The 25,392-nt window shown below is 74.6% G+C and carries 27 protein-coding genes; 6 read left to right on the forward strand and 21 right to left on the reverse strand.

The window, feature by feature from the left end; genetic code table 11:
• Window positions 1–485: 485 nt before the first annotated feature.
• From COO58_RS00105 to rsmD, 9 genes are all read right to left on the reverse strand, one after another.
• Window positions 486–2,708, reverse strand: a complete 2,223-nt coding sequence (locus tag COO58_RS00105) for an MMPL family transporter (protein WP_098743345.1) — start codon at window positions 2,706–2,708, stop codon at window positions 486–488.
• A gap of 235 nt (window positions 2,709–2,943) precedes the next feature.
• Entirely contained in the window at window positions 2,944–3,801 is an 858-nt protein-coding gene (gene mutM / locus COO58_RS00110; RefSeq protein ID WP_091580381.1) for a bifunctional DNA-formamidopyrimidine glycosylase/DNA-(apurinic or apyrimidinic site) lyase, read from the reverse strand.
• Window positions 3,794–4,591 carry a ribonuclease III gene (gene rnc / locus COO58_RS00115; protein WP_098743347.1) on the reverse strand — a complete coding sequence of 266 codons (798 nt, stop codon included), beginning with the start codon at window positions 4,589–4,591 and terminating at the stop codon, window positions 3,794–3,796. Before rnc ends, mutM begins: the two co-directional genes overlap by 8 nt.
• Entirely contained in the window at window positions 4,588–5,574 is a 987-nt protein-coding gene (locus COO58_RS00120; protein ID WP_245666833.1) for a phosphate acyltransferase PlsX, read from the reverse strand. Before COO58_RS00120 ends, rnc begins: the two co-directional genes overlap by 4 nt.
• Window positions 5,575–5,679: 105 nt before the next feature.
• On the reverse strand, window positions 5,680–5,853 hold the full coding sequence (rpmF, locus tag COO58_RS00125) for a 50S ribosomal protein L32 (RefSeq protein WP_089156974.1): 174 nt from the start codon (window positions 5,851–5,853) through the stop codon (window positions 5,680–5,682).
• Window positions 5,854–5,858: 5 nt separating this feature from the next.
• Window positions 5,859–6,422, reverse strand: a complete 564-nt coding sequence (locus COO58_RS00130; RefSeq protein ID WP_091580392.1) for a DUF177 domain-containing protein — start codon at window positions 6,420–6,422, stop codon at window positions 5,859–5,861.
• A gap of 118 nt (window positions 6,423–6,540) precedes the next feature.
• A complete protein-coding gene (locus tag COO58_RS00135) occupies window positions 6,541–7,038 on the reverse strand; it encodes a hypothetical protein (protein ID WP_091580397.1) in 498 nt (165 codons plus the stop codon).
• Window positions 7,039–7,273: 235 nt separating this feature from the next.
• Complete coding sequence (gene coaD, locus COO58_RS00140) at window positions 7,274–7,750, reverse strand: pantetheine-phosphate adenylyltransferase (RefSeq protein WP_091580402.1); 477 nt, start codon at window positions 7,748–7,750, stop codon at window positions 7,274–7,276.
• Window positions 7,747–8,310: a 16S rRNA (guanine(966)-N(2))-methyltransferase RsmD gene (gene rsmD / locus COO58_RS00145; RefSeq protein ID WP_098743350.1), complete on the reverse strand. Its 564-nt coding sequence runs from the start codon at window positions 8,308–8,310 to the stop codon at window positions 7,747–7,749. The genes coaD and rsmD overlap by 4 nt, the downstream gene beginning before the upstream one ends.
• A 248-nt stretch (window positions 8,311–8,558) precedes the next feature.
• Between rsmD and COO58_RS30050 the strand changes: the two genes are divergently transcribed.
• Window positions 8,559–9,509 (forward strand): cell wall anchor protein, encoded by a 951-nt coding sequence (locus tag COO58_RS30050; RefSeq protein WP_091580410.1) that lies wholly within the window; start codon window positions 8,559–8,561, stop codon window positions 9,507–9,509.
• A 130-nt stretch (window positions 9,510–9,639) separates the two neighbouring features.
• Here the strand turns inward: COO58_RS30050 and COO58_RS00155 are convergent, their stop codons facing one another.
• From COO58_RS00155 to COO58_RS00165, 3 genes are read right to left on the reverse strand one after another with little or no spacing between them, the layout of a single operon-like run.
• Window positions 9,640–10,581: a serine hydrolase gene (locus COO58_RS00155; protein ID WP_098743352.1), complete on the reverse strand. Its 942-nt coding sequence runs from the start codon at window positions 10,579–10,581 to the stop codon at window positions 9,640–9,642.
• 56 nt (window positions 10,582–10,637) lie between these two features.
• Window positions 10,638–12,839, reverse strand: a complete 2,202-nt coding sequence (gene recG / locus COO58_RS00160; protein ID WP_091580418.1) for an ATP-dependent DNA helicase RecG — start codon at window positions 12,837–12,839, stop codon at window positions 10,638–10,640.
• The gene (locus tag COO58_RS00165) at window positions 12,836–14,449 is read right to left on the reverse strand and encodes a DAK2 domain-containing protein (RefSeq protein WP_091580421.1); all 1,614 of its coding nucleotides are present in this window, start codon (window positions 14,447–14,449) and stop codon (window positions 12,836–12,838) included. The genes recG and COO58_RS00165 overlap by 4 nt, the downstream gene beginning before the upstream one ends.
• A gap of 205 nt (window positions 14,450–14,654) precedes the next feature.
• Here COO58_RS00165 and rpmB point away from each other — a divergent pair, with 205 nt between their 5' ends.
• Window positions 14,655–14,846, forward strand: a complete 192-nt coding sequence (gene rpmB, locus COO58_RS00170) for a 50S ribosomal protein L28 (RefSeq protein WP_013284551.1) — start codon at window positions 14,655–14,657, stop codon at window positions 14,844–14,846.
• A 105-nt stretch (window positions 14,847–14,951) separates the two neighbouring features.
• Here rpmB and COO58_RS00175 read toward each other — a convergent pair whose 3' ends face one another.
• Both COO58_RS00175 and COO58_RS00180 read right to left on the reverse strand, forming a co-directional pair.
• Entirely contained in the window at window positions 14,952–15,419 is a 468-nt protein-coding gene (locus COO58_RS00175) for a GNAT family N-acetyltransferase (protein WP_091580425.1), read from the reverse strand.
• A gap of 85 nt (window positions 15,420–15,504) precedes the next feature.
• Entirely contained in the window at window positions 15,505–16,443 is a 939-nt protein-coding gene (locus COO58_RS00180) for a thiamine-phosphate kinase (RefSeq protein WP_091580427.1), read from the reverse strand.
• A 166-nt stretch (window positions 16,444–16,609) separates the two neighbouring features.
• On the opposite strand from COO58_RS00180, the gene COO58_RS00185 reads away from it, so the two are divergent.
• Both COO58_RS00185 and COO58_RS00190 read left to right on the forward strand, forming a co-directional pair.
• Window positions 16,610–16,843: an Lrp/AsnC ligand binding domain-containing protein gene (locus tag COO58_RS00185; protein ID WP_013284547.1), complete on the forward strand. Its 234-nt coding sequence runs from the start codon at window positions 16,610–16,612 to the stop codon at window positions 16,841–16,843.
• Window positions 16,844–17,431: a DUF3515 domain-containing protein gene (locus tag COO58_RS00190; protein WP_098743353.1), complete on the forward strand. Its 588-nt coding sequence runs from the start codon at window positions 16,844–16,846 to the stop codon at window positions 17,429–17,431.
• Window positions 17,432–17,447: 16 nt separating this feature from the next.
• Here COO58_RS00190 and COO58_RS00195 read toward each other — a convergent pair whose 3' ends face one another.
• Together COO58_RS00195 and COO58_RS00200 are read right to left on the reverse strand one after the other, a co-directional pair.
• Window positions 17,448–18,551: a D-alanine--D-alanine ligase family protein gene (locus COO58_RS00195; protein WP_091580434.1), complete on the reverse strand. Its 1,104-nt coding sequence runs from the start codon at window positions 18,549–18,551 to the stop codon at window positions 17,448–17,450.
• Between the two features lie 261 nt (window positions 18,552–18,812).
• A complete protein-coding gene (locus COO58_RS00200) occupies window positions 18,813–19,037 on the reverse strand; it encodes a hypothetical protein (RefSeq protein ID WP_091580438.1) in 225 nt (74 codons plus the stop codon).
• Window positions 19,038–19,314: 277 nt separating this feature from the next.
• Between COO58_RS00200 and COO58_RS00205 the strand changes: the two genes are divergently transcribed.
• Window positions 19,315–20,160: a helix-turn-helix transcriptional regulator gene (locus tag COO58_RS00205; protein ID WP_098743355.1), complete on the forward strand. Its 846-nt coding sequence runs from the start codon at window positions 19,315–19,317 to the stop codon at window positions 20,158–20,160.
• A 4-nt stretch (window positions 20,161–20,164) separates the two neighbouring features.
• Window positions 20,165–20,365, forward strand: coding sequence for a DUF397 domain-containing protein (locus COO58_RS00210; RefSeq protein WP_091580445.1), 201 nt, complete (start codon window positions 20,165–20,167; stop codon window positions 20,363–20,365).
• Between the two features lie 49 nt (window positions 20,366–20,414).
• Here the strand turns inward: COO58_RS00210 and COO58_RS00215 are convergent, their stop codons facing one another.
• From COO58_RS00215 to COO58_RS00235, 5 genes are all read right to left on the reverse strand, one after another.
• Window positions 20,415–21,473: an ROK family protein gene (locus COO58_RS00215; protein ID WP_098743356.1), complete on the reverse strand. Its 1,059-nt coding sequence runs from the start codon at window positions 21,471–21,473 to the stop codon at window positions 20,415–20,417.
• Window positions 21,474–21,538: 65 nt separating this feature from the next.
• Window positions 21,539–22,330, reverse strand: coding sequence for a putative protein N(5)-glutamine methyltransferase (locus COO58_RS00220; protein ID WP_098743358.1), 792 nt, complete (start codon window positions 22,328–22,330; stop codon window positions 21,539–21,541).
• A 171-nt stretch (window positions 22,331–22,501) separates the two neighbouring features.
• On the reverse strand, window positions 22,502–23,620 hold the full coding sequence (locus COO58_RS00225) for a cystathionine gamma-lyase (protein WP_091580455.1): 1,119 nt from the start codon (window positions 23,618–23,620) through the stop codon (window positions 22,502–22,504).
• 11 nt (window positions 23,621–23,631) lie between these two features.
• Window positions 23,632–24,639, reverse strand: coding sequence for an NAD(P)H-dependent glycerol-3-phosphate dehydrogenase (locus tag COO58_RS00230; RefSeq protein WP_091580459.1), 1,008 nt, complete (start codon window positions 24,637–24,639; stop codon window positions 23,632–23,634).
• Window positions 24,636–25,361 carry a 1-acyl-sn-glycerol-3-phosphate acyltransferase gene (locus tag COO58_RS00235; protein ID WP_091580463.1) on the reverse strand — a complete coding sequence of 242 codons (726 nt, stop codon included), beginning with the start codon at window positions 25,359–25,361 and terminating at the stop codon, window positions 24,636–24,638. Before COO58_RS00235 ends, COO58_RS00230 begins: the two co-directional genes overlap by 4 nt.
• Window positions 25,362–25,392: the final 31 nt, after the last annotated feature.

The raw sequence follows: 25,392 nt of genomic DNA on the forward strand, positions 1-25,392 counted from the left end.
TCACCCAAAGCCGATGTGCCTTCGTGGCTGGCACCGGAGAAGCGGAGATCGAGTCGGCAAACGACCGGAGCCGATCAGGACCACGGCCGGATCAAGGCCAGGACCGCGAGCCGCCAGCCGAGGGCCAGGAGCTAAGGGCCAGAGGCCAGGGCCGAAGACTGAGGGCCAGGGCCGAAGACTGAGGGCCAGGGCCGAAGACTGAGGGCTTGGCTGGGGGCTGGGGGCAGAGGGCTGGGGGCAGAGGGCTGGGCTGAGGGCCTGGGCAGGGGGCTGAGGGCCTGGGCCGAGGGCTGGGTTCGGGGAGCCAAGGGCCGGGGAGCCAAGGGCCGCGAAGCCAAGGGCCGCGAAGCCAAGGGCTGGGGGCGGAGGACGGGGAGGCAGGACAAGGGCTGGAGGCACGACGGGGGCGGAGCCACGACGGGGGCAGGGGCAGGCCCAGGGACAGCGCCCCGGCCGAGACCGGCCGGGGCGCTGGGTTGGTCGGCTCAGCGGGCGCCGACCAGTTCCGGGGCCGGCGCGGGCGGCGGCTCGGCCGGCGGGACGGTCGGCCTGCGGCGCAGGAAGCGCGGCGCCCACCAGTTCGCGTCGCCCAGCAGCGTCATCAGCGACGGCAGCACCACCGCCCGGATGATCGTGGCGTCCAGCAGGATCGCCGCCGCCAGCCCGATGCCGAGCTGCTTGAAGTCGATCATGCTGAGCGTCGCGAAGATCGAGAAGACCCCGACCATCACGACCGCCGCACTGGTCACCACCCCGGCCGAGGAGGTGATCCCGTGTGCGACCGCCTCCCGGTTGGGCATCCCGCGGTCGACCGCCTCACGGATCCGGCTGACCACGAAGACGTGGTAGTCCATCGACAACCCGAACAGCACCACGAACAGGAACAGCGGCAGCCAGGTGACGATCGCGTCCATCGAGGTGAAGCCGAGCAGCCCCTCCGCCCACTCGCCCTGGAAGACCAGCACCAGCAGCCCGTACGCGGCGCCGGCGGAGAGCAGGTTCAGCAGGATCGAGGTGAGCGCCACCACCACCGACCGGAACGTCCACGCCATCACCAGGAACGTCAGCGCCAGCACGAACGCCGCGACCACCGGCAGCTTCGCCCAGATGTGGTCGGCGTAGTCCTCGCTGGCGGCCACCCCGCCGCCGACCGCGTACTCCACGCCGGGGATGCCGCCCAGCGCGGCCGGGACCAGGTCGTCGCGCAGCTCGTGCAGCGACCGGGACGCCTCGGCGGACCGGCTGGCGTACGGGGTGGCCACCTCCAGCACCGACACCCGCCGGTCCGCCGACACCCTGATCTCCGGGCCGTCCCCCTCGGCCGGCGCGAAGAGCGGGTCGGTGGCGGTCCGGCCGGCGAGGCCGGTCAGCGCGGCGCGCACCCGGTCGGCCTGGTCGGCGGGCGCGCGCACGGCCACCGTGTGGTTGGTGCCGTTGCTCGGGTACGCGGCGGTGAGCCGGTCGTACGCCTGCATCGCGGCGGTGGTGCGGGGCACGTCCTCCGCGCCGGGGAACTTCAGCTTCATGCCGAGCGCCGGCGCGGCCAGGGCGAGCAGCAGGGCGACCGAGATCAGCAGCGTGGCCACCGGCGCGCGCAGCGCGGGCCGCAGCACGGCCGGCCAGAACCGGGGCGCGGCGGGCTGCCCGTGCCGCCCGGTACGCGGGGCGGTGAGCCGCCACAGCAGCGGCACCCGGGGCCGGTCCACCCAGCGGCCGAGCTTGGCCAGCAGCGCCGGCAGCACGGTCAGCGAGCCGATCACCGCGACCGCCACCACCAGGATCGAGCCGACGGCCAGCGACGAGAAGATCGCGTCCTGGGCCAGCAGCAGGCCGCCCATGGAGATGATCACGGCGGTGCCGGAGACCACCACGGCGTGCCCGGAGGTCTCCGCGGCGATCTCCACCGCGTCCAGGCCGGACCGCCCCTTGGCCCGTTCCTCCCGTTCCCGCCGCACGTAGAACAGCGAGTAGTCCACGCCGACCGCCATGCCGATGAGCAGGATGACGCTGGCCGTGGTGTCGGTGGCGGGCACCAGGTGCGAGGCGAGCGTGGAGAGCCCCATCGCGGCGGCCACCGAGGAGAGCGCGAGCAGCACCGGCACGCCGGCGGCGATCAGCGCGCCGAACGCGATGATCAGGATCGCCAGGGTAACCGGCAGGCTGAGCAGCTCCGCCCGCTTGAAGTCCTTGCCGAGGGTGTCGTCGAGCGCCTTGTCGATGGACGGGCCGCCGACCTGCTCCACCCGTAGCTGCGGGTGCGCCTCCTGCACCCGCGCGGTGGTGTCCCGCAGCGGCTGGACCCGGTCCCCCGCGGTCTCCGGGTCGCCGGCCATGGTGATCGGCACCAGCAACGCGCCGCCGTCGCGCGACGGCAGCGGCGTACCGACCGAGGCGACGCCGTCGACCTGCCGCAGCCGGTCCGTCGCGTCCTGCGCGGCGGCCTTCGCGGCGGCCGGGTCGAGCGCGCCCGAGCGGGCCGTGATCAGCACGTTCTCGGTGGCCGGCTGGTGGAACCCGCCGCTGTCCACGATCAGCTCGGCCTGCCCGAACTCACCGATCGCCTGGTCGGCGTCGGTGGCCTCGTTCAACCCGGCGGCGGTGCCGCCGACGAAGCACACCGCCACGAAGACCACCCACAGCGCGATGGCCCGCCACGGATGCTCCGCACTCCACCGCGCCAACCGCACGGTCACCGGTCGCCTGCCCATATCCGGGTCCCCCTCCAGACGTCGGCCCCGTGCCGACCTCTGGTGACGCTAGGCAGCGGGCGCGGTCCGGACATCGGGGAACGGCCCCGGCTCCTCCCCGATCGCCGAAGGTGGGGCCGGACGGCCGGAACCGGCCGCGCCGATCGGGCGGAAAGGGCATTTCAGGGTACGGTCCGGCGCGCCCCCGGGCGCCCGCCGGCGATGCACACCGGCGCAACCCCGAGCCGACTCGGGGTCATCCCCGGAGGCTGCCCCGGGGCCGCGGCTGGCACCGCGGGCAACTGTAGGAGGAGCGGTTCATGAATCCCTCACGCCGGATCGGCGCGCCGCAGCGCGGGCAGGGCTCCCCCTCCCGGCCGTACGCGTTCAGCGACCGGTCGAAGTAGCCGCTCTCGCCGTTGACGTTGACGTACAGCTCGTCGAAGCTGGTGCCACCCTGCTTGATCGCCTCGCCGAGCACGTCCCGCACGTGGCCGAGCAGCCGCAGCGCCGCCGGACGGGTCAGCGCGTCCGCCGGGCGGGCGCCGTGCAGCTTCGCCCGCCAGAGCGCCTCGTCGGCGTAGATGTTGCCCACCCCGGAGATCAGCGTCTGGTCCAGCAGCGCCCGTTTGACCTCCGTGCGCTTGCGGCGCAGCGCCGCCACGAACGCCTCGTCGGAGAACTCCGGGTCCATCGGGTCACGGGCGATGTGCGCGATCTCGGCCGGCAGCTCCGCCCCGCCGTCGGACACCGACAGCCCGCCGAACGTGCGCTGGTCGACGAAGCGCAGCTCCGGCCCGTCGTCGGCGAACCGGAACCGCACCCGCAGGTGCAGCTCGTCGGCCGCGCCGGGCGGTTGCAGCAGCAGCTGCCCGGACATGCCGAGGTGGCCGATCACCGCGTCGCCGCTGTCCAGCGGCAACCAGAGGTATTTGCCCCGGCGGCGGACGTCGGTGATCGTGCGGCCGGCCAGCACGTCGGCGAAGTGCGCGCCGCCGGGCGCGTGCCGGCGTACCGCGCGGGGGTGGCGCACCTCGACGGCGGCGATCCGGCGGCCGACGACCCACTGGGCCAGCCCCTGCCGGACCGTCTCCACCTCGGGCAGCTCAGGCACGGCCGGCGCCCGCCTCGGCGTCCGCCGGGTCGGCGACCTCCGCCTCGGCGACCTCCACCTCGGCCGCGGCCCGCGCCTCGGCCTGCTCGGTCAGCGTCCGCCAGGCCGACTCGGCGGCCCGCTGCTCGGCCTCCTTCTTGCTGCGCCCCTCCGCGCCGCCGTAGCGGTTGCCGGCCACCACGACCCAGGCGGTGAACGTCTTGAGGTGGTCCGGCCCGGTGCCCTCGATCCGGTACTCCGGCACGCCCAGCCCCAGCGCGGCGGTCAGCTCCTGGAGGCTGGTCTTCCAGTCCAGCGCCGCGCCCCGCCCGGCCGACTCGGCCATCAGCGGGTCGAAGAGCCGGTGGATCACGATGGCCGCGGTGTCCAGGCCGTACTGGAGGTAGATGGCGCCGAGCAGCGCCTCCAGGGTGTCGGCGAGGATGCTCGCCTTGTCCCGCCCGCCGGTGGCCTCCTCGCCCTTGCCGAGCAGCAGGTAGGCGCCCAGCCCGTCCGGGCCCAGGCCGCGCGCCACGTCGGCCAGGGCGCGCATGTTGACCACACTGGCCCGCAGCTTGGCCAACTGCCCCTCGGGCAGGTCCGGGTGGTTGTGGAAGAGCGCCGTGGTGATCACCACGCCGAGGACCGAGTCGCCCAGGAACTCCAGCCGCTCGTTGGTGGGCAGCCCGCCGTTCTCGTACGCGTACGAGCGGTGGGTCAACGCGCGTTCCAGCAGCTCCGGGTCGAGCGACACCCCGAAGGCCGTCTCGAGGTGGCCGACGGGAGCACGCCGCCGCTTGTCGTTGGTCATGGTGCTACCTCGGTGTCGTTGCGGTCAGGTGCGGGTTCGTGCGGGATCTCGGCGAGCAGGGCGCGGACCGTCCCGGCGGCGTCGCGACGCCAGAGGTGGGCGGCCAGGGCGATGCCCGAGGCCACGTCGTCCGGCCCGGCCGCGCCGTGGCACACCACCACGGTGCCGGCCACCCCGAGCAGCGCGGCCGCGCGGGGCGCCCCGCCGTTGGCCGGGGGTCCACCGGCCATGGCGTACGCGCCCTCGATGGCCTTGAGCAGGACATTGCCGGTGAAGCCGTCGGTGACCACCACGTCGGCGCGGGCGCCGAGGGAGATGTCGTAGCCCTCGACCAGACCGACGTAGCGGGCACCGCAGGGCAGCGGCACGGCGGCGAGCGCGGGGTCGGCGGAGCGGCGCAGCCGGTCGCCCTTGCCCGCCTCGTGGCCGACGGAGAGCAGCCCCACCCGGGGGGCGTGGACGGCGTGGGCCACGGCCGCGTAGGCGGCGCCGAGGACGGCGTGCCGGGCCAGCGTGGCGGGGCCGGGTTCGAGCGTGCCGCCGACGTCCAGCAGGACCACCGGTCCCTCGACGGCGGGGATCGTGGCGACCAGCGCGGGTCGGCGTACCCCGGTCCAGCGACCGAGGCCGAGCGCGGCGGCGGTGACGGTGGCGCCGGTGGAGCCGGCGGAGACGACCGCGTCGGCGAGCCCGTCGTGGACGGCCTGCACCGCGGTGCGCACGGTGCTGTCGCCGCGGGCGGCGGTGGGATGGTCGGCCATGCCGACGGCGGCCCGCACCGGGCGGACCGTGACCCGGGCGCGCTGCGCCGGGTCGAGGGCACCGGTCAGCCCGTCGGCGACCTCGGTCGGACCGACGAGCAGCAGGTGCAGGTCAGGGTCGGCGCGCAACGCCCGCAGAGCGCCGTCAACCACGACGGCGGGAGCATCGTCCCCGCCGAGGAGGTCGACGGCGATCCGCGCGGTGCCCGGCTCCGACGGCACGCCGGCCGATGAGCGGCCGGCGTGGGAGGGAGCCGGGGCACCGGGCGAGAGCCTTGGTGCGCGCGCCGCCCGACCGGTGGTCGGGGGCGTCACTCGGCGTCCGGGTCAGACCTCGAGGACCTGACGGCCGTTGTAGGTGCCGCAGACGGAGCAGGCGGCGTGCGGCAGCTTCGGCGACTTGCACTGCGGGCAGGCCACGGTCGCGACCACCGAGGCCTTCCAGTTCGCCCGGCGGGCGCGGGTGTTGCTGCGCGACATCTTGCGCTTGGGGACGGCCACGGTTCTTACTCCTCTGTACGGGTCAGTTGCGACAGGCCCGCCCAACGCGGGTCGATCTGCTGGTGACTGTGGTCGGCCGGCAGATCGTCCCAGTGCACCCCACACTCGGGGCACAGGCCTGGGCAGTCCTCCCGGCAGAGCGGGTTCGTCGGCAGCATGAGCACCACCGCGTCCCGCAGCGCCGGCTCCAGGTCGATCAGATCGTCCTGCATCCGGCCCACCTCGTCCTCGTCGGTCGTGGTGTCCGTGGCGCTGTTCTCGTACGCGTACAGCTCCTGGACGTTCACGACCACCGAGTCGTCGATCTCGCGCAGGCAGCGGCCGCACTCGCCCTTGACGGGACCGGAGATGGTCCCGGAGACGAGCACGCCCTCGGACACCGACTCCAACCTCAGGTCGAGGTCGAGGTCCGCACCCTCCGGCACGCCGATCAACTCCACGCCGAGGTCCGCCGGTGCCGGCACGACCCGCTTGTGCGTACGCAACGCGCCAGGCCGACGCGGCAGGTCCCTCGTGTCGAGGACCAGCGGCGACCTGGGGTCGAGTGAGCGTGGCGAGTGTTTGGGCATAGTCAGACTCCGGCCGGTGAGAGGCCGACAAAAAAGGTTACCTGGGAGACGGGCGGACCGTCGAACCGGGGGCGCACCCGACGGCGGCCGGCTGTCGGCGACCGGCCCGCGCGTGGTCCTAGAAGGGTAGCGGGCGCTCCGCCTCGTCCCCCGCGAAGGTGCCGATCTCGCGCAGCGCGTGCATCTTGTCCCGGCCACGCTCTATCGAGGCCAGCGCCCGGGTGAGGAACTGCTCGAAGTTGGCCAGCGCGGTGTCGACGTAGTCGTCCACCTCCTCGCGGAGGCGCTGCGCCTCGGCCCGCGCCTCGGCGATGATCCGGGCGCCCTCGTGCTCCGCCGAGACGGTGATCTCGTTCACCGAGACCAGCCGGGCGTGTTCCGCCTCACCCTCGCTGATGATCCGGTCGGCCTCCCGCTTGCCGGCCTCCATGATCTTGTCCCGCTCCTCCAGGAGCGCGGCGGCCCGACGCAGGTCCGCGGGAAGCTCGACGCGCAACTCGTCCAGCGCGGCGATCATCTCGCCCCGGTCGACCATGCAGTTGTTGCGCGACATCGGGACGGAGCGGGCCTGCTCCACCATGGCGATCAGTTCGTCGATGCGATCGAGCGGGTCCACCGGTACCTCACTCCTGTCTTCGTCGGCCGCCCTCCATGATGCGGCCTGCGCCCGGTTTCGGCGCTGCACACATCATGTCGCGCGCCGACCACCGCCGCCCCACCCGCCCCCACCCGGCGCGTCGCCCCACCCCTCGACGCCCGTCGATCTTGCACTTTCCGCCCCGGCATTCCTCGCGGAAAGGACGAGAACCGGGCCGCAACCGCAAGATCGGCGGGCTGGGGGGTGGGGGGGGTTAGGGGCGGAGGCGGGTCTGGAGTTGGTCGCGGACGAGGTCGGGGACGTGGGCGGAGATGTCGCCACCCCACTTCGCCACGTCCTTGACCAGGCTGGAGGAGAGGAACGAGTAGAGCGGATTGGTCGGCATGAAGAGCGTCTCCACCCCGGCCAGGCCGATGTTCATCTGGGCCATCTGCAGCTCGTAGTCGAAGTCGCTGACCGCGCGCAGGCCCTTGATCAGCACGCTCGCCTGCTGGTCCCGGCAGAAGTCGACGAGCAGGCCGCGGAACGACTCCACCCGCACGTTGTCGTACGAGGAGGTCACCTCGCGGAGCATCGTGATCCGCTCCTCGACCGTGAACAACCCCTGCTTCGACTGGTTGACCAGCACGCCGACGATCACCTCGTCGAAGAGCCGGCTGGCCCGGCCGATGATGTCGAGGTGACCGTTGGTGACCGGGTCGAACGAGCCCGGGCAGACCGCACGTCTCATGATCGGCGACCGTACCAAAGGGTGGTCTCGCCGTAGCGCCGACTGCGCTCCGGCGTGACGCCCTCCACCCACTCGACCCGGCCGGAACGGCTGGACCGCTCGACGATCACCAGCGCGTCCGGGGCCAGCCAGCCGCCGTCGACCAGCGCGGCCAGCATCGCGGTGATCTCCGCGCCCGGCACCGCGTACGGGGGATCGGCGAAGACCACGTCGTACGGCCCGTCGTCCGGCCCGGCGGCGAGCACGGTGGCCACCCTGCCGGTGACCAGCCGGGCGGCCGGGGCGGCCCGCAGGGCGGCGATGTTCTCCCGGACGACCCGGGCGGCCCGGGCGTCGGACTCCACCAGCAACACGTGCGCCGCCCCCCGGGACAGCGCCTCCAGACCGACCGCGCCGGAGCCGGCGTAGAGGTCCGCGAAGCGCGCCCCGTCCAGGTCGAGATCGGCCTGCACCGCGCTGAACAGCGCCTCCCGCACCCGGTCCGAGGTCGGCCGGGTGCCGGCACCCGGCGGCGCGGCGATCCGCCGCCCGCCGAGCGTGCCCGCCACGATCCGGGTCACCGTCGCTCCCTGCGCATGCCCCGACGCTACGCGACGCCCGGAACGGCGCGGTGGAGCACCCGGTGCACCGCCCCATGACCCGACGTACATCAATGATCTCAAGTTCATAACGGACCCTTTACGACCCGTCGATCGCGGTAACGCCCGTCGTGTCGATCTCGCTAGGGTCTGCCCGATTGTCGTGCGGACGCGTGGCTCCGGTCCGTCCGCCGCATCCCTCTCCCATCCTCCCCTCACCAGGAGAAGACGTGAACCGTCTCCACCTCCGGCGCGCCGCCGTCCTCACCGCCGGCGCGCTGATCGGCCTCGCCGGCGTGGCCACCGTGGCCGGCCCGGCCGCGGCCCACCACCCCGAGCCCTCCGGCAGCTACTGCGCCACCAAGGACGGCAAGGTCACCGTCACCTGGTCGGTCATCAGCAGCGAGACCGACATCTCCGGCCGGATCACCAAGCTCGAGTCCACCGTGCCCGGTGACATCACCGGTGGCCTCTCCGTCGGCGCGGAGCTGAAGCCGGCGGGTCAGGGCCCGCTGACCGGCTCGCAGACCCACACCTTCACCGGAGCCGTCCCCGAGCTGAAGCTCACCGTCGGGGCGCACTGGGAGCGGGGCCGGCAGTCGCACGACGGTGAGCGCACCGTCGTGGCCCAGCCCAGCCGGAACTGCGAGGTGGAGTCGAGCCCGTCGCCGTCGCCGAGCTCCCCCACGCCGACGCCGAGCGCGACGCCGGAGCCGAGCCAGCCGGCCACGCCCACCCCGACGCCGTCCGCCTCCACGCCGCCGAGCCCGTCCGCGACGCCGTCCGCCCCGGCGGAGCCGGCCGAGCCGATCTTCAAGCTGGACCAGGACTGCGACTCGATGACCTTCACGGTGGAGAACCCGGCGAAGGGCGTCCCCTTCACCGCCACGATGACCACCGAGAAGGGCGTCACCAAGAAGCTCGTCTCCGAGCCGGGCAAGACCGCCTCGGTCACCTTCGACGCCTACGAGGGCCTCAAGGTCACCGTGAAGTACGACGTGGTCGAGGACTCCGAGACCATCCCGTACACCCAGCCCGAGGACTGCTCCGGCCAGGGCGGCGGCCTGCCGGTGACCGGTCCGGCAGCGGGCGCCATCGCCGGCGGCGCGGTGCTGCTGCTGGCCGCGGGCGCGGTGCTCTACGTGGTGGCCCGCCGTCGCCGGATCAGCTTCACCGCCTGATCCCGCTGATCGCCCGAGGGCGCGTCGACCAGCCGGTCGGCGCGCCCTCGCCGCTCGTGGTCCACTCCGGCACGCCGCCGGGACGGGATCGTCCCACCCGGAACGCACCACCTCGCCGAGCTGGTGCGGATCAGACGGCGCGGTCGCTCCCGAGCAGCGACGTGACGGCGACCGGGTCGACCTCGGCCTGGTTGGCCAACAGCACGAGCCGCTGGTCGGAGTCGGGCAGCCAGGCCGCGAACGCCTTGTAGCCCCCGTTGTCCCCGGAGTGGTGGACCGCCCGCCGGCCGGCCAGCGGGCCGACGAACCACCCGTACCCGTACGCCTCGCCGGGCCGGCCGGTGGGCGCGTGCGGCGCGGTCATGGCCGCCACCGAGGCCGGGGTGAGCAACCGGCTGCGGCGCGGCACGTCCAGCCAGGTCAGCAGGTCCGCCGCGGTGCACCAGACGTCACCCGCGCCCATGCTCACCGTCGCCAGGTCCCAGGACGGCACGGTCCGGCTGCCCTCGTGTCCGACCGCCAGGTCCGGCCGCCCGTCGCCCGCGCCGGCGAAACTGCCGGTCATGCCCAACGGCGCGAAGACCTCCTCGGCGAGGAACCCGGCGTACGGCCGGTCGGCGGCCCGCTCGACCGCGCGGGCCAGCAGCACGTAGCCCGGGCTGCTGTAGTGCCACCCGGCCCCGGGCGGGAACAGCGGCGGCACCGCGGCGAACCGGCCGAGCAGATCGTCCGGCTCGGCCGGCCCGCAGATGTCGACCGCTGGATACTCCTCCCAGTGGCCCAGGCCCGAGGTGTGGGTGAGCAGGTGGTGCAGCGTGATGCCGGACCACTGTGGCGGCGGGTCGGGCAGCCACCGGCTGGCGGGGTCGGTCAGGCGCAGCACGCCGCGCTCGGCGAGCAGCAGCACCGCCGCGGCCGCCATCTGCTTGCTGATCGAGGCGATCTGGAACCGCGTCGCCGGGGTGCACGGTCGGCCGGACGTCTCGTCGGCAGCCCCGACGACCCGGTCCACCAGGAGTTCGTCACCCCGGGTCAGCAGCAGCACACCGCGTTCGAGTGATGGTGTCGACATCTGCGCGAGCCTAGGCACGCGACCCGCGTGCCGCAGCCCCGCGACCCGCGCGGGCGTCAGCCCTTCTCCAGGTATTCGGCCCGTTCCTCGTCGACCAGGGCGGCGACCGAGGCGGCCAGCGCCGGGTGCCGGGCCAGCTCCGGGTCGTCCCCGACCAGCTCGATCGCCTCGGCCCGCGCGTCCCGGATCAGGTCGGTGTCCCGCAGCAGCGAGAGCAGCCGCAGGTGGGAGCGCCGGCCGGACTGGGTGGCGCCGAGCACGTCGCCCTCCCGGCGCTGCTCCAGGTCGAGCTCGGCCAGCTTGAACCCGTCGGTGGTGGAGGCGACCGCGTCCAGTCGCTCCCGCGCCGACGACCCCTCGGCCGCCTCGCTGACCAGCAGGCACAGCCCGGCCGCCGAACCCCGACCCACCCGGCCGCGCAGCTGGTGCAGCTGGGAGACACCGAACCGGTCGGCGTCCAGCACGATCATCACGGTCGCGTTGGGCACGTTGACGCCCACCTCCACCACCGTGGTCGCGACCAGCACGTCCAGGTCGCCGTCGGCGAACGCGCGCATCACCGCGTCCTTCTCGTCGGCCGGCAACCGGCCGTGCAGCACCCCGATCCGCAGCCCGTGCAACGGCCCCTCGGCGAGCAGCGGGGCCACCTCGGTCACCGCCAGCGGCGGCCGGCGGCCGTTGTCGTCCTCCCGCGGCGCCTCCTCGTCCGACACCGGGCCCTCACCGATCCGCGGGCACACCACGTACGCCTGGTGGCCCTTGGTGACCTCCTCGCGCAGCCGACGCCAGGCCCGGTCGAGGAAGGCCGGCTTCTCGGCGGCCGGGACCACGTGCGAGGCGATCGGCGACCGGCCCTGCGGCAACTGGGACAGCGTGGAGGTCTCCAGGTCGCCGTAGACCGTCATGGCGACCGTGCGCGGGATCGGGGTGGCCGTCATCACCAGCACGTGCGGCGGCTGCTCGGCCTTGGCCCGCAGCGCGTCCCGCTGCTCCACCCCGAAGCGGTGCTGCTCGTCGACGACCACCAGGCCCAGGTCGGCGAAGTCGACCCCTTCGTAGAGCAACGCGTGGGTGCCCAGCACGATGCCGGCCCGCCCCTGCGCCACCTCGGCCAGCGCCCGTCGCCGCGCCGCCGCGCCCAGCGAGCCGGTGACCAGCTCCACCCGGGTGGCGTCGTCGGCGGCGTCCAGCTCACCGGCCCGGCCGAGCGGGCCGAGCAGGTCGAGGATGCCCCGGTGGTGCTGCGCGGCGAGCACCTCGGTCGGCGCGAGCAACGCGGCCTGCCCGCCGGCGTCGACCACCTGGAGCATGGCGCGCAGCGCCACCACGGTCTTGCCGGAGCCCACCTCGCCCTGAAGCAGCCGGTGCATCGGGTGCGCGGTGGCCAGGTCGGCGGCGATCTCCCGCCCGACGACCTGCTGGCCGGGGGTCAGCTCGTAGGGCAGCCGGGCGTCGAACGCGTCGAGCAGGCCACCGGCCTTCGCCGGCCGGGCCCGGGCCGGCGACGCCGCCGCCCGGTGCTTGCGCTGCACCAGGGTGAGCTGCACGGCGAAGGCCTCGTCCCACTTCAGCCGCCGGCGGGCCCGGTAGAGCGCCTCCTTGCTGGACGGACGGTGGATCTCCCGCAGGGCGGTGCCGATGTCGGCCAGGTTGCGGGTGGCCCGCACGGTGGCCGGCAGCGGGTCCTCCGGCGGGGTGAACGTGTCCAGCACCACCCGGACGCAGCGGGCGATCACCCAGGTCGGCACCGCCGCCGCGGCCGGGTAGACCGGGATCAGCGCCCCGGCGAACTCCTCGACCTCCTCGTTGGCCGCCGCCTCGCCCTCACCGCCCTCGCCGAGCAGGACGTATTCCGGGCCGTTGAGCTGCCGCTTGCCCCGGAACTCGGTCACCTTGCCGGCGAACAGCCCCCACCGCCCCGGGCGCAGCTCCCGCTCCCGCCACGCCTGGTTGCCGAAGAAGGTGCAGGTGAGCACGCCGCCGGAGCCGTCGCCGACGGTGACCTCCAGCAGGTTGCCCCGGCGCTGCCGCATCGGCCGCACGGCGGTGCGCTGCACCTGGGCGAGCACGGTGACCTGCTCCCCCACGTCCAGCGAGCGGATGTCGGTGTGCTCGCCACGCTCGTCGTAGCGGCGCGGGAAGTGGTAGATCAGGTCGCCGGCGGTGTGCAGGTCGAGGTGGCCGACCAGCGCCTTCGCGGTGCGCTCGCCGACCAGCTTCTTCAGCGGCGTGTCCACCGTGGTCGGTTCGCTCGTCATTCGACCCCCACCAGGAGCGGATAGTGCGGCTGCCCGCCCTCGTACGCCTGCACCTCGACGAACGGCCACGACCGCTCGACGTGCGCGCGCACCCGGTCGGCCAGCCCGGCCGGGGCGTCCGCCCCGCAGAGCAGGGTGACCAGCTCCCCGCCGCCACCGAGCATCCGGTCGACCACGGCGGTGCAGGTGTCGGTGAGATCCTGCCCGATCAGGTGCACCTCGCCCTCGACCAGGGCCAGCACGTCACCCGGGCGGCACGGGCCGGCGACGGTGAGCGCCTCCCGGCCGGCGTGGCAGACCTCGGCGTAGCGGCACGCGCCGGCCGCCTCGGCCATCGCGATCACGTCGTCCTCGAAGCGCCGCTTCGGGTCGCGGACGGCGAGCGCCGCGAGCGCCTGCACCGGGGAGCGGGTGGGCACCACGCTGACCTTGACGCCGAGGCCGTGCGCCTCCTTGGCCGCCGCGCTCGCCACCGACTGGGTGTTGGGGTCGTTCGGCAGCACCACCACCCGGGCCGCGCCGGTGGCCCGGATCGCGTCGAGCAGCTCGCCGGTGGACGGGTTGGCCGGCACGACGACGGCGCCCTCGGCGGCGAACAGCTCGGCGATGCCGGCGCCGGTGGCCACCACCACGGCGGCCCGGCCGTCGGGCAGGGCCACCGCCGGCGCGGGCGCCGGGGCGGTCTGGTCGGCGAACCGGGTCACGGTGATCCGGTGCGGCCGGCCGGCGACGACGCCCGCCTCGACCGCCGCTCCGACGTCGTTGACGTGCACGTGCACGTTCCAGGTGCCCGAGCCGTCGCCGACGACCGCCAGCGAGTCGCCGAGCGCGGCCAGCTCGGCGCGCAGCCGGGTCACCGCCTCGTCGGTGGCGTCGAGCAGGTACTGCACCTCGTAGGCGTACGCGTCGGAGCCGGTCTCCCGCGCGGCGGTGGCGGTCGGGCGGCGGACGGGCGGCGCGGGCGCCGGCTGGCCGGGGCTCTCCCCGGTGATCACCTCGACCAGCGCGTCGAGCAGCAGGCACAGCCCGCGCCCGCCGGCGTCGACCACGCCGGCGCGGGCCAGCTCCGGCAGTTGCTCCGGGGTGCGGGCCAGCGCGCGGGCGGCGGCCTCGGCGGCGGCCCGGGCCACCGTGCGCAGGTCGTCGCTGTCCGCCCGCTCGGCCGCCCGGGCCGCCGCCGAGACCACGCTGAGCAGGGTGCCCTCGACCGGCCGGGCGACCGCGGCGTAGGCGGCGGCGGTGGCGTCGGCCAGCCCGGCGGCGAGCTGCCGGCCCCGGACCGCCGGCGCGGCGGCGAGCGCGTCGGCGAGGCCGCGCAGGATCTGCGACACGATCACCCCGGAGTTGCCCCGCGCGCCGAGCAGGGCACCCCGGGCCATCAACCGCAGCGCGTGCCCGTGCGGGGTGTGCCCGTCGTCGGGCAGGGTGCCGAGGTCCATGGCCAGGGCCTGCTGGGCCGAGGTGAGCGTCAGCACCAGGTTGGTGCCGGTGTCGCCGTCGGGCACCGGGTAGACGTTGAGGCCGTCGATCTCGCCCTGGTGCCGCTGGAGCGTGGCGAGGCCGCTCGCGCACCAGCGGCGCACCGCGGCGGCGTCGAGGGTGTCCAGCACGTCGGGAAGCCTACTGGCGCACACCGACACGCGCCGGGGTCGTCCGGGTCCGCCCGGCGTGTCCCCGGCCCGGCGCGGCCGGTACGCTGGCCCGGCCCGCGAAGGGCCGGTTGGGCATGCCCGGCCGTCATCGGGTAACCTGACCAGGTTGCCCGGGCAGCGCCTGGCGGCGACCTCATGAACGTTTCAATCCCAGGAGTATCCCGTGGCTAGCGTGTGCGACGTCTGTGGCAAGGGACCGGGCTTCGGCCACAACGTGTCCCACTCGCACCGGCGGACCAACCGCCGCTGGAACCCGAACATCCAGTCGGTGCGGACCCCGGCCGGTGGCGGCACCACCAAGAAGTTGCAGGTCTGCACCTCGTGCATCAAGGCCGGCAAGGTCACCCGCGCCTGACGCGGCAGCGCCACCGGAACATCGTCGGTCGCCGGCGGACCCATCGGGTCCGCCGGCTTCTGTCGTGCCCGCCGGCCCGCGCGGGCCGGCGGCGGTGACCGGCGCTCAGAGGGTACGGCCGAACGACAGGCAGCCGGGCTCGTCCTTGTAGAAGCCGAAGTTCGGGATCGGCTCGTAGCCGGCCGAGGTGTACATGGCGATCGCCTCGGGCTGCCTGTCGCCGCACTCCAGCACGATCCGCTTGCGGCCGTGGTCGCGGGCGGACCGCTCGACGGCGGCGAGCACCGAGCGGGCCACGCCCCGCCCGCGGGCGGCCGGCGCGGTGTACATCCGCTTCAGCTCCGCCGTGTCGCCGTCCTCGCCGTGACTGCGCCAGCCGCCGCAGCCCACCGGCCGCCCGTCCAGGTAGGCGACCAGGAAGGCGCCGGCCGGCGGGGCGAACTCGGCCGCGTCGACGGGCGTCTCGTCGCCACTGCCGCCGTACCGCTGCCCGAGGTCGGCCAGCGCCGCCCGGATCAACGCCTGTGACTCGGGCGCGTCGAAGCGCCGTTCCCGGATCTCGATCTCGCTCACGGTGCCCAGGTTACGACCGGGCCCGACCCCCGCCCCGCCCCGGCGGCCGGGGTCGGACGCAGATCACTCCGTCGGTCCGGCGAGGTCAGCGGAAGTGGTCCCACCCGCGCGGGCCCTCGTGGTCGGCGCCGTCGACGGTGACCCCGGCGCCGTCGCCCACCCGCCCCACCGGACGCCAGCCGGCGGGCAGCGCGACCCCGTCCGGGAACGTGGCCGCCAACGCGTGGTCGTCCCCGCCGGCCAGGATCCACGAGTACGGGTCCACGCCGAGCGCCTGCGCCGCGTCGCGCATCTGTCGGGGCACCTCGAACGCGTCCCGGGTCAGGTCGATCGCCACCCCGCTGGCCGCCGCCACGTGTCCGAGGTCGGCGAGCAGCCCGTCCGACACGTCGATCATGGCGGTCGCGCCGGCCTGGGCGGCCGCCGGCCCCGCCGCGTACGGCACCTCGGGGCGACGGAACGCCTCGACCAGCAGGCGGGGCGTCCGGAAGCCCCGGGACAGGACCGTGTAGCCGGCCGCCGCCCAGCCGGTGCGCCCGGCGAGCGCCACCACGTCGCCCGGGCGGGCGCCCGACCGGACCACCGGGGCCCGCCCGGCCAGGTCGCCGAGCGCGGTCACCGCGACGGTCAGCGTCGGGCTGGCCGACATGTCCCCACCGACCACGCTCGCGCCGACCAGCGCCGCCTCCGCGCCCAGCCCGTCGGCCAGTTCCTCGGCCCAGGCCGGGTCCAGCTCGGTCGGCATGCACAGGGCCACCAGCAGGGCGGTCGGCGTGGCGCCCATGGCGGCGATGTCGGCCAGGTTCGCCGCCGCCGCCCGGTGTCCCACGTCCCGCGCCCCGGACCAGTCCCGCCGGAAGTGCCGTCCCTCGACCAGCACGTCGGTGGAGGCGACCACCCGCCGGTCCGGCGCCGCCACCACCGCGGCGTCGTCGCCGGGGCCGAGCAGGCAGCTCTCCCCGTACGACAGCCGGGCGGTCACCCGGTCGATCAGCCCGAACTCCCCGACACCCGCGACCGTCATGCCGTCCCCTCGTCCCGCTCCGTCGTCCCGCACGTCCCGACCCCTCCCCGCGCCCACGTGTGCTCGCTCACCGCGTCCGCCCGGCGACCGATAGGGATCACGGCCGCTCAGTACGGTAGTTTCACCCTTCGGGCCGCCCCAGGCGGCGACGGACGGAGGTCGAGTCGTGGTACAGGCGTACATCCTCATCCAGACCGAGGTCGGCCGGGCGCGTGACGTGGCCGGTCTGATCGCGGACCTTGCCGGCGTGGTACGGGTCGACGCCGTCACCGGGCCGTACGACGTGGTCGTGCTCACCGAGGCGAACACCGTCGACGAGCTCGGCAAACTCATCGTCAGCAAGGTGCAGATGGTGCCCGGCATCACCCGCACCCTCACGTGTTCGGTGGTGCGGCTGTAAGTGGAAGAGAAGGACAGCTCCCCGCGCGCGGACGGCTCCACCCGGCGCGCCGCGCTCTGGGCGACACTGATCGCGGTGCCGGTGACGCTGGCCGTGGCCGGGTTCACGTTCGCCAAGCTCGCCCCGGACTCCCCCGAGGCCACGCCGAGCGCGTCGGCCAGCCCCCGGGCGCAGTCGAGCGCGCCGGTCGAGCTGCCGGCCCCGGCCCTGGCCGAGCGCCCGGCGGTGCTCTGCCGCGCGCTGGTGTCGCAGCTCCCGGACAGCGTGCGTGACCTGCGGCAGCGCCCGGTCACCGCGGGCCCGGAGCAGAACGCCGCGTACGGCGACCCGGCCCTGACCGTGTCCTGCGGTGGGAGCGCCCCGCTGGTGCAGCCCACCGACGAGGTGTGGACGGTGAACAAGGTCTGCTGGCACCCGGTGCAGGAGGCCGACGCCACGGTGTTGACCACGGTCGACCGGGAGACCCCGGTGCGGGTCCGCGTGCCGCGGACCTACGAGCAGCCGTTGCAGTGGGTGACGCCGATCTCCGACGCGATCGTCAGCGCGGTGCCCTCGGCGAAGACGGCGCCCTCGGGCTGCTCCGCGTGACGTCCGCGCCGGCCGGTCAGCGGCCGGCGCCGCGGTGCAGGGCGGTCCGGATCAGGCGGTTGACCAGCTTCGGATACTCCAGCCCGCTGGCCGCCCACATGCGCGGGAACATCGAGGTCGGGGTGAAGCCCGGCATCGTGTTGATCTCGTTGAGGTAGACGTCCATCTGCGGGGTGACGAAGAAGTCGACCCGGGCCAGGCCGGAGCAGTCCAGCGCGGTGAACGCGCGGGTGGCGTAGTCGCGCACCTGCCGGGTCACCGTCTCGGGCAGGTTCGCCGGGACGTCGTACTCGCAGACCTCGTCGGCGAAGATGTACTTGGCCTCGAAGTCGTACCAGTCGCGGTCGCCGATCATCCGCACCTCGGCGAGCACCGAGGCCTCCGGCGCGCCGCCGGCCTCGCCCTCCAGCACGCCGCACTCGATCTCGCGCCCGACCACGGCGCCCTCGACGAGCACCTTGCTGTCGATCTCGCGCGCGGTGGCGAGGGCGGCGTCCAGCTGGGCCCAGTCGTCGACCTTGGTGATGCCGAACGAGGAGCCGGCCCGCGACGGCTTGACGAAGACGGGCAGCCCGAGGCGCTCCTTGTCCTCCTCGCTCAGCGACATGCCGGCGCGCAGCACCGCGTACGGGCCGACCGGGATGCCCTCGGCCGCGCAGAGCTTCTTGGTGAACTCCTTGTCCATGGCCGCCGCGGAGGCGAACACGTTGGCTCCGACGTAGGGGATGTCGGCCATCTCCAGCATCCCCTGGATGGTGCCGTCCTCCCCGTACGCGCCGTGCAGGACCGGGAAGACCACGTCCACGTCGGCCAGCGCCACCGGGCCCTGGGCCGGGTCGAGCACCATCAGGCCGCCGACGGCCGGGTCGGCGCGCAGCACCAGCTCGGCGCCGGAGCCGGCGGTGATCTCCGGCAGCTTGCGGTCGGCGATGGCGAGTCCGCTCGGGTCGCCGCTGGCGAGCACCCACTGGCCCTGTCGGGTGATGCCGACCGGGACGACCTCGAACTCGTCGGGGTCGAGCGCGCCGAGCACGCTGCCGGCGCTGACGCAGGAGATGCCGTGCTCGGGGCTGCGGCCGCCGAAGACGATCGCCACACGGGTCTTGCCTGGGGTGGTCATGGTCACCTCATCGTTCGCGACTGCGGCTGGCCGTGCTCGCCGGTGGCGCTCACCCGGTTGACCTTACTGTGCGTCGTCGGCGGGGGTGGCCGATACCCGGGGAGACGCGGCGGAGCATGGCAACCGGTCAAGGTGACATATACGGGGAGTAACGGCGCGGCGTGCCGGGGTCGAGCCCGGGCGGCCGGCGGCGGGACCTGCCGCCGGCCGCCCGGCTCCCCGCCCTCGCCGCCGCGTCCGCGAGGTCGGGCCCGGTATGGCTCAGAAGGCCGGGTGCCGGGGTCGGCGACCGACCGCGATGACCTTGACCCGTTGCCGGCCGGCCCGCACCATGCCCAGCGCCATGAAGGCACCGGCGATCCGGTCGGCCGCCTCCCGGCTGCTCGCGCCGACGACCTGCCGGCGCCGCTCGGGGCTGGTCCGCTCGTCGCGCTCGGCGCCGTCGCCCGGGCGCACGTCGGTGAGGACCACGAGGAACCGGGTCATTCCCGGCCACCCCCGTTCCCGGAGTGGCAGGCCGTCACCGTCATCGCGAGATCCCTCCCCGTCTGGTGGACCGGTACGGGCACGCGGCGATCGGGTCGTGGGGGAGAAAAACCCGATCGCCGCGCGCCCCATCCCCTCCGGTCGCTCACCACCACCGTCGCCACGACAACCGGCGGTGAGGACGCCGTCACAGATTGACAGGTGGACACGCGTGAATGCAACTCTCATCGACTTTCTCTCACGCCCGTTTTCCCACTCGATGTGCGACCATCGATGCATGGCGCCGAAGACCGCCCGGGCCCGACGGCTCGGCATCGCCCTGCGAACCCACCGGGAGGCCGCCGGCCTGACCCTGGAGACCGCGGCCGACGAGATCAACAGCACCCGGAGCACCCTGTCCCGCTACGAGAACGCGCAGACGCTGATCAACCCGGCCACCGTGCGCGCGTTGCTGACCAGCTACGGCGTGGGCCCCGACGAGATCGCGGCGGCGGTCCAACTGGCCAAGGACGCGCGCAAGCCGGGCTGGTGGGTGTCCTACTCCTACCTGCTGGACCGGCGCACCATCGACTTCATCGCGCTGGAGGCCGAGGCCACCGGCATCGCGAACTTCGAACCGTCGGTGGTGCCCGGGCTGCTCCAGACCGCCGACTACATCCGTGGCGTCATGCGCGGCGGACCGCACACGCTCAGCGACGAGCAGGTGGAGCAGCGCGTCCAGCTACGGCTGGACCGCCAGCAGCGGATCTCCGGGCAGGACCCGCCGATCCTCGACGCCATCATCGACGAGGGCGCGCTGCTGCGCCCCGTCGGTGACCGTTCGGTGATGGCCGGCCAGCTCCAGCACCTGCTCAAGATGGCCGAGCTGCCGAACATCACCGTGCAGGTCATCCCCCTCGCCGCCGGCTACCACCGGGGCACCCGGGGATCGCTGCACATCCTGGAGTTCGCCGACCCCGAGGACCCGATCATCGCCTCGGTGGAGACGGTCGCCGGGCAGATGGTCCTCGACCGGCCGGGCGACCTGCGTACCTGCACCAAGATCATGGAGCACCTGCGGACCGTGGCGCTGAGCCCGGCGGCCAGTCGGGACCAGCTCCTCAATCTGCTGAACGAGAGGTGACCGCATGAACGGCACGAACCGCCCCCACCCGACGCCGGCCGGCTGGCGCAAGAGCAGCCACAGCGGCGACGAGGGCGCGTGCGTGGAGATGGCCCCGCTGCCGGAGGCGGTCGCGGTCCGCGACTCCAAGGACCCGGCCGGCCCGGTGCTGGTCTTCCCGCCGGCCGCCTGGGCCGCCTTCACCGCCGCGCCGCCGCGCGCCTGACCGCACGCGCCGGAAGCGTCGAGCAGGGGCCCCCGCTCTGCCGAAGACGTCAGGCGGGGGCCCCGCCCCGCGCGAGTGGCGCGGTGGCGCCGCGGACCGCCTCCAGCGCCGCGATGGCCACCCCGCGGGCGCCGGCCATGTCCCGGTCCGGCACCAGCGCGAAGGTGGCCACCGCGCGCTGCTCGTCGCGGAGCACCGTGTGCCCGGCGACGGTGGCGAGGAACCAGTCCCGGAACTCCGGCGCGGCCTCCACCACGCCGCCACCGACGAAGTACGCGTGCGGGTCGGTGAAGTTGGCCGCGATGGTGAACAGCCGTCCCAACGCCGCCGCCTGCTGGCCGAACACCTGACGGGCCAACGGGTCGCCCCGCTCGCCGTAGCCGCGGACCAGCTTCGCCGCCCGGGCCGGCTCCTCGGCGGCCAGCGGGTGCCCCGGATAGCGGACCAGCCAGTAGGGCAGCAGGTTGCGCCGGATGGCGGTGAGCGAGGCGAGACTCTCGGCGTCGCCGGTGAAGCCGCAGGCGCAGACCGGCGCGGGCTGGTCCGGCTCGACCAGCCCGTCCAGCGGGATGTGCACGTGCCCGAACTCCCCCGCCATGCCGGCCGCGCCGCCCACCACCCGGCCGCTCTCCACCACACCCCCGCCGAGACCGGTGCCGACGATGGCGGACACCGACGACCGGGCCGCCGCGTCCGCGCCGAAGTGCACGTGGTGGGCGTAGAGCGCGGCGGCGTTGCCGTCGTTGGCGTAGACCACCGGCAGGCCGAGCCGTCGTTCCAGCGCGCCGCGCACGTCGAAGCCCCGCCAGGCCGGCTGGGAGAAGTTGGTCGAGCCGCGCGAGGAGATCACCCCGGTGGCGCTGGCCGGGCCGGGCGTGTCCAGCCCGACCGCGCGCACCGACTCCCGGGGCGCCCCGGTGTGCGCCAGCACGCCGTCGAACGCCCGGGCGAGCGCCTCGACCGCCGCCTCCGGGCCGGCGCCGACCTCACTGGGGATCTCCAGCAGCCCGTCCACCAGGAACCGGCCGTCGACGGTCAGCACGGTGGCGTTGTTGCTCGTGCCGCCGTTGTCCAGCCCCACCACCACCGGCACCCCTGCGCTGCCCACCCGCCACCGCCTCCCGCCGAGCCTGACCTGAGGTTAGTTCTCGGCGGGCCCACCCGCCACGCGTGTCAGCCGGGACGGCGGGCGGTCACCGCGGTCGCCTCCCACTCCTCGTCCCGCACCACTGTCGGGTCGAGGCCGGCGGCGGCGAACACCGCGCAGAGCACCGGCGCCTGCGCGGCGCTCACCTCGACCGCGACGTGTCCGCCCGGCGCCAGCCACTCGGCCGCCCCGGCGGCCACCCGGCGCAGCACCGCGAGCCCGTCCGCGCCACCGTCCAGCGCCACCGGCGCCTCGTGCAACCGGGCCTCGGCCGGCAGCATGGCCACCGCACCGCTCGGCACGTACGGAGCGTTCGCCACCACCAGGTCCAGCCGGCCGCGCCAGCCGGCGGGCACCGCATCGAACAGGTCGCCCTGGTAGACCGGCACCCCCAGCGGGTCGAGGTTGCGCCGGGCGCAGGCCACCGCGACCGGGTCGATGTCGGCGGCGGCCAGCCAGCGGGGCGACAACCGGTCGTGCAGCACCAGCGCGGCGGCGCCGGAGCCGCAACACAGGTCGAGCACGGCCGGGGTCGGCCCGGCCACCGACGCCGCGACGTCGACCAGCAGCGCGGTACGCGCCCGGGGCACGAAGACGCCCGGGTGCACGGCGACCCGCCGGCCGCAGAACTCGGCCCAGCCGAGCAGGTGCTCCAACGGCAGACCGGCGACACGGCGGTCGACCAGGCGGGTCAGCGCGTCGGCCGAGTCGGCGGCGGCGATCAACAGGTCCGCCTCGTCCTCGGCGAAGACGCAACCGGCGGCACGCAGCCGGCGGACGAGGGCGGGACGGTCGGGAGTGAACACGGTGGGTGCCATGGCAAGCCTTTCGGGGAACGCTCGTCGGCGCCCCCGGCGTCGCCTCAGCCCCGGGGCGACACGGACTCGGAGGGAGCGCCGGTCCTCTGCTGGTGGATCGGACTCACCTCCTCGGGTCGGGGCCGCACGGGCCGTGGCTGCCGTCACGATAGCCCAGCGGCCGGTGCGCCGTCAGCCCGCGGCGTCCAGGGCCGAGGCCACGTCGGCGACCAGGTCGGCGCTGTCCTCGATGCCGCAGGAGAACCGGACGAAGCCCGGCGCCGTGTCGTCGCCCCACTGGGCCCGCCGGTCGGCCGTGGTGTGCACCCCGCCGAACGAGGTGGCGGCGGCCACCAGGCGGGACGCGTCGAGGAACCGGGCCACCCGGTCGGCGTCGCCGAGGTCGAACGAGAGCACCCCCGGGATGCGCCGCATCTGCGCCGACGCGACCGGGTACGCCGGATCCTCCGGCCACCCGGGCCAGCGCAGGCCGGTGACGTCCGCCCGGCCGGCGAGCAGGGCGACGAGCGCCTCGGCGTTGGCGCTCTGCCGCGCCAGTCGCAGGTCGACGGTGGCCAGCGAGCGGTGGGCCAACCAGCAGTCGAAGGCGCCCGGCACCCCGCCGGTGGCGTTGCGCCAGGTGGTCGCCGCGTCCCGCAGCCCGGCGTCGCGCGTCGCCAGGTAGCCCAGCAGCAGGTCGGAGTGGCCGGTCAGCGCCTTGGTGCCGGAGGCGACCACCACGTCCGCGCCGAGGTCCAGCGGACGCTGCCCGAGCGGCGTGGCGGTGGTGTTGTCCACCGCCACCAGCGCCCCGGCGGCACGCGCGGCGGCGGCCACCGCCCGCACGTCGGCGACGTCGAGGCCGGGGTTCGCCGGGGTTTCCAGCAGGACCAGCCGGACACCGTCGAACGACGGGTACGGCCCGGCGGTCGGCACGAGCACCACCCGCACCCCGAGCTGCTCCAGGGTGTCGGTGGCGAACGCCCGCACCGAGAAGTAGCCGTCGGCCGGCAGCGCCACGGTGTCCCCGGGGCGCAGCACGGTCAGCAGCAGCCCGGTGATGGCCGCCTGCCCGCTGGCGAAGACCAGGCAGTCGCCGCCCTCCAACTCGCCGATCGCCGTCTCCAGCAGCCGCCGGGTGGGGTTGTCCGGCCGCCCGTACCCGTCCCGAGCGGCCGACGGGCCGCGCGACGGGTCGAGGTGGTACGGCGCGGCGAACACCGGACCGGGCAGGAACGGCTGCCCGGGTACGGCGTCCGGCAGCCCGGCGTGCACGCTGCGCGTGCCGTCTCCCCAGTGCGGCGACGTCATGCCCACCCCGCTCACTCGTACGACTCCGGCTTGGCGGTCCGGCTCATCAGCGCGTCCACGGCGAGGCGGGGGTCCATCCCCTCGTGACAGATCCGCTCGATCTGCTCGGTGATCGGCATCTCCACCCCGTGCGCCCGGGCCAGGTCGCGGATGGCCAGGCAGCTCTTCACGCCCTCGGCGGTCTGCCGGGTGGCCGCCTGCGCCTGCTCCAGCGTCTCGCCCCGGCCCAGGTGCTCGCCGAAGGTGCGGTTGCGGGCCAGCGGGGACGAGCAGGAGGCGACCAGGTCCCCCATGCCGGCCAGGCCGGCGAAGGTGATCGGGTCGGCGCCGAGCGCCACGCCCAGCCGGGCGGTCTCGGCCAGGCCACGGGTCATCAGCATGGCCCTGGTGTTGTCGCCGAAGCCCATCGCGGTGGCGATCCCGTACGCCAGCGCGATCACGTTCTTCACCGCCCCGCCCAGCTCGCACCCGATCACGTCGTCGTTGGTGTACGGGCGGAAGTAGGGCGTCCGGATCGAGGCCTGCACCAGCGCGGTGCGGCGGCTGTCGGTGCCGGCGACCACGGTGGCGGCCGGCTGCTCGGCGGCGATCTCCGGGGCCAGGTTGGGCCCGGAGACGACCACCACCCGGTCGGCCGGCACCCCGGCCGTCTCGGTGATCACCTGGCTCATCCGCTTGGTGGTGCCCAGCTCGATGCCCTTCATCAGGGACACCAGCGTGGCGTCGGGGGCCAGGTGGGGCGTCCAGTCGGCCAGGTTTCCGCGCAGCGTCTGCGACGGCACCGAGAGCACCACCACCTCGGCGCCCTCGATCGCCTCGGCGGCGTCGCCGGTGGCGGTGACCCGCTCGGGCAGGCGCACGTCCGGCAGGTAGTCCGGGTTGTGCCGTCCGGTCCGGATCGCCTCGGCCACGGCGGCGCGGCGGGCCAGGACGGTGACGTCCCGCCCGGCGTCGGCGAGGATCTTGGCGAACGCGGTTCCCCAGGACCCGGCGCCGAGGACCGCGACGTGCCCGCTCATTCGGAGACCTCCGGGGTGCCGCTGCGGGCCGGCCGCTGCCAGAGCGGTGGCGGGGTGCCACCGCGGATCTCGGCGACCAGGTCACGGATCCGCAGCATGATGGTGTCCGTCATCTCCTCCAGGATCGCCCGGGTCGGCGTGGCGCCGGCCCACCGGCTCAGGTCGACCGGCGGCCCGGCCACCACCGTCACCGGGGTACGCGGGCGCAGCCCGATCCGCGCCGTCCGGGGGTCGAACATCCGCTCCGGGCCGACCATGGCCACCGGGATCACCGGGGCGCCGGTGGCCAACGCCAGCCGGGCCGCGCCGGTCTTGCCCTTCATCGGCCACAGCTGCGGCTCCCGGGTCGTGGTGCCCTCCGGGTAGATCACCACGGCGCCCCCCTCGTCCAGCGCGGCGATCAGCTTGTCCAGCGACTTGACCGCCTCGACGCTGCCCCGCTCGACCGGGATCTGCCTGCACCGGTGCAGGATCCAGCCGATCACCGGGACCCGGAAGACGCTGGCCTTGCCCAGGAACTGCGGCCAGCGCCCGGCGTCGTAGATGAAGTGCGCGGAGACCAGCGGGTCGGCGTGCGAGATGTGGTTGGGCACGATGATGATCCCGCCGTCGCGGCGCAGGTGCTCCATCCCCCGCCAGGTGCGCCTGGTCCACACCGTCAACACCGGCTTCACCAGCACCACGGCGAACCGTTGCCAGAATCCCAGCCTCCGCGGTGCCACAGTGCCTCCTCGTTCCGCCCCACGCGCCCCG

The organism is Micromonospora sp. WMMA1996 (assembly GCF_002573675.1).
Taxonomy (GTDB): Bacteria; Actinomycetota; Actinomycetes; order Mycobacteriales; family Micromonosporaceae; genus Micromonospora; species Micromonospora sediminicola.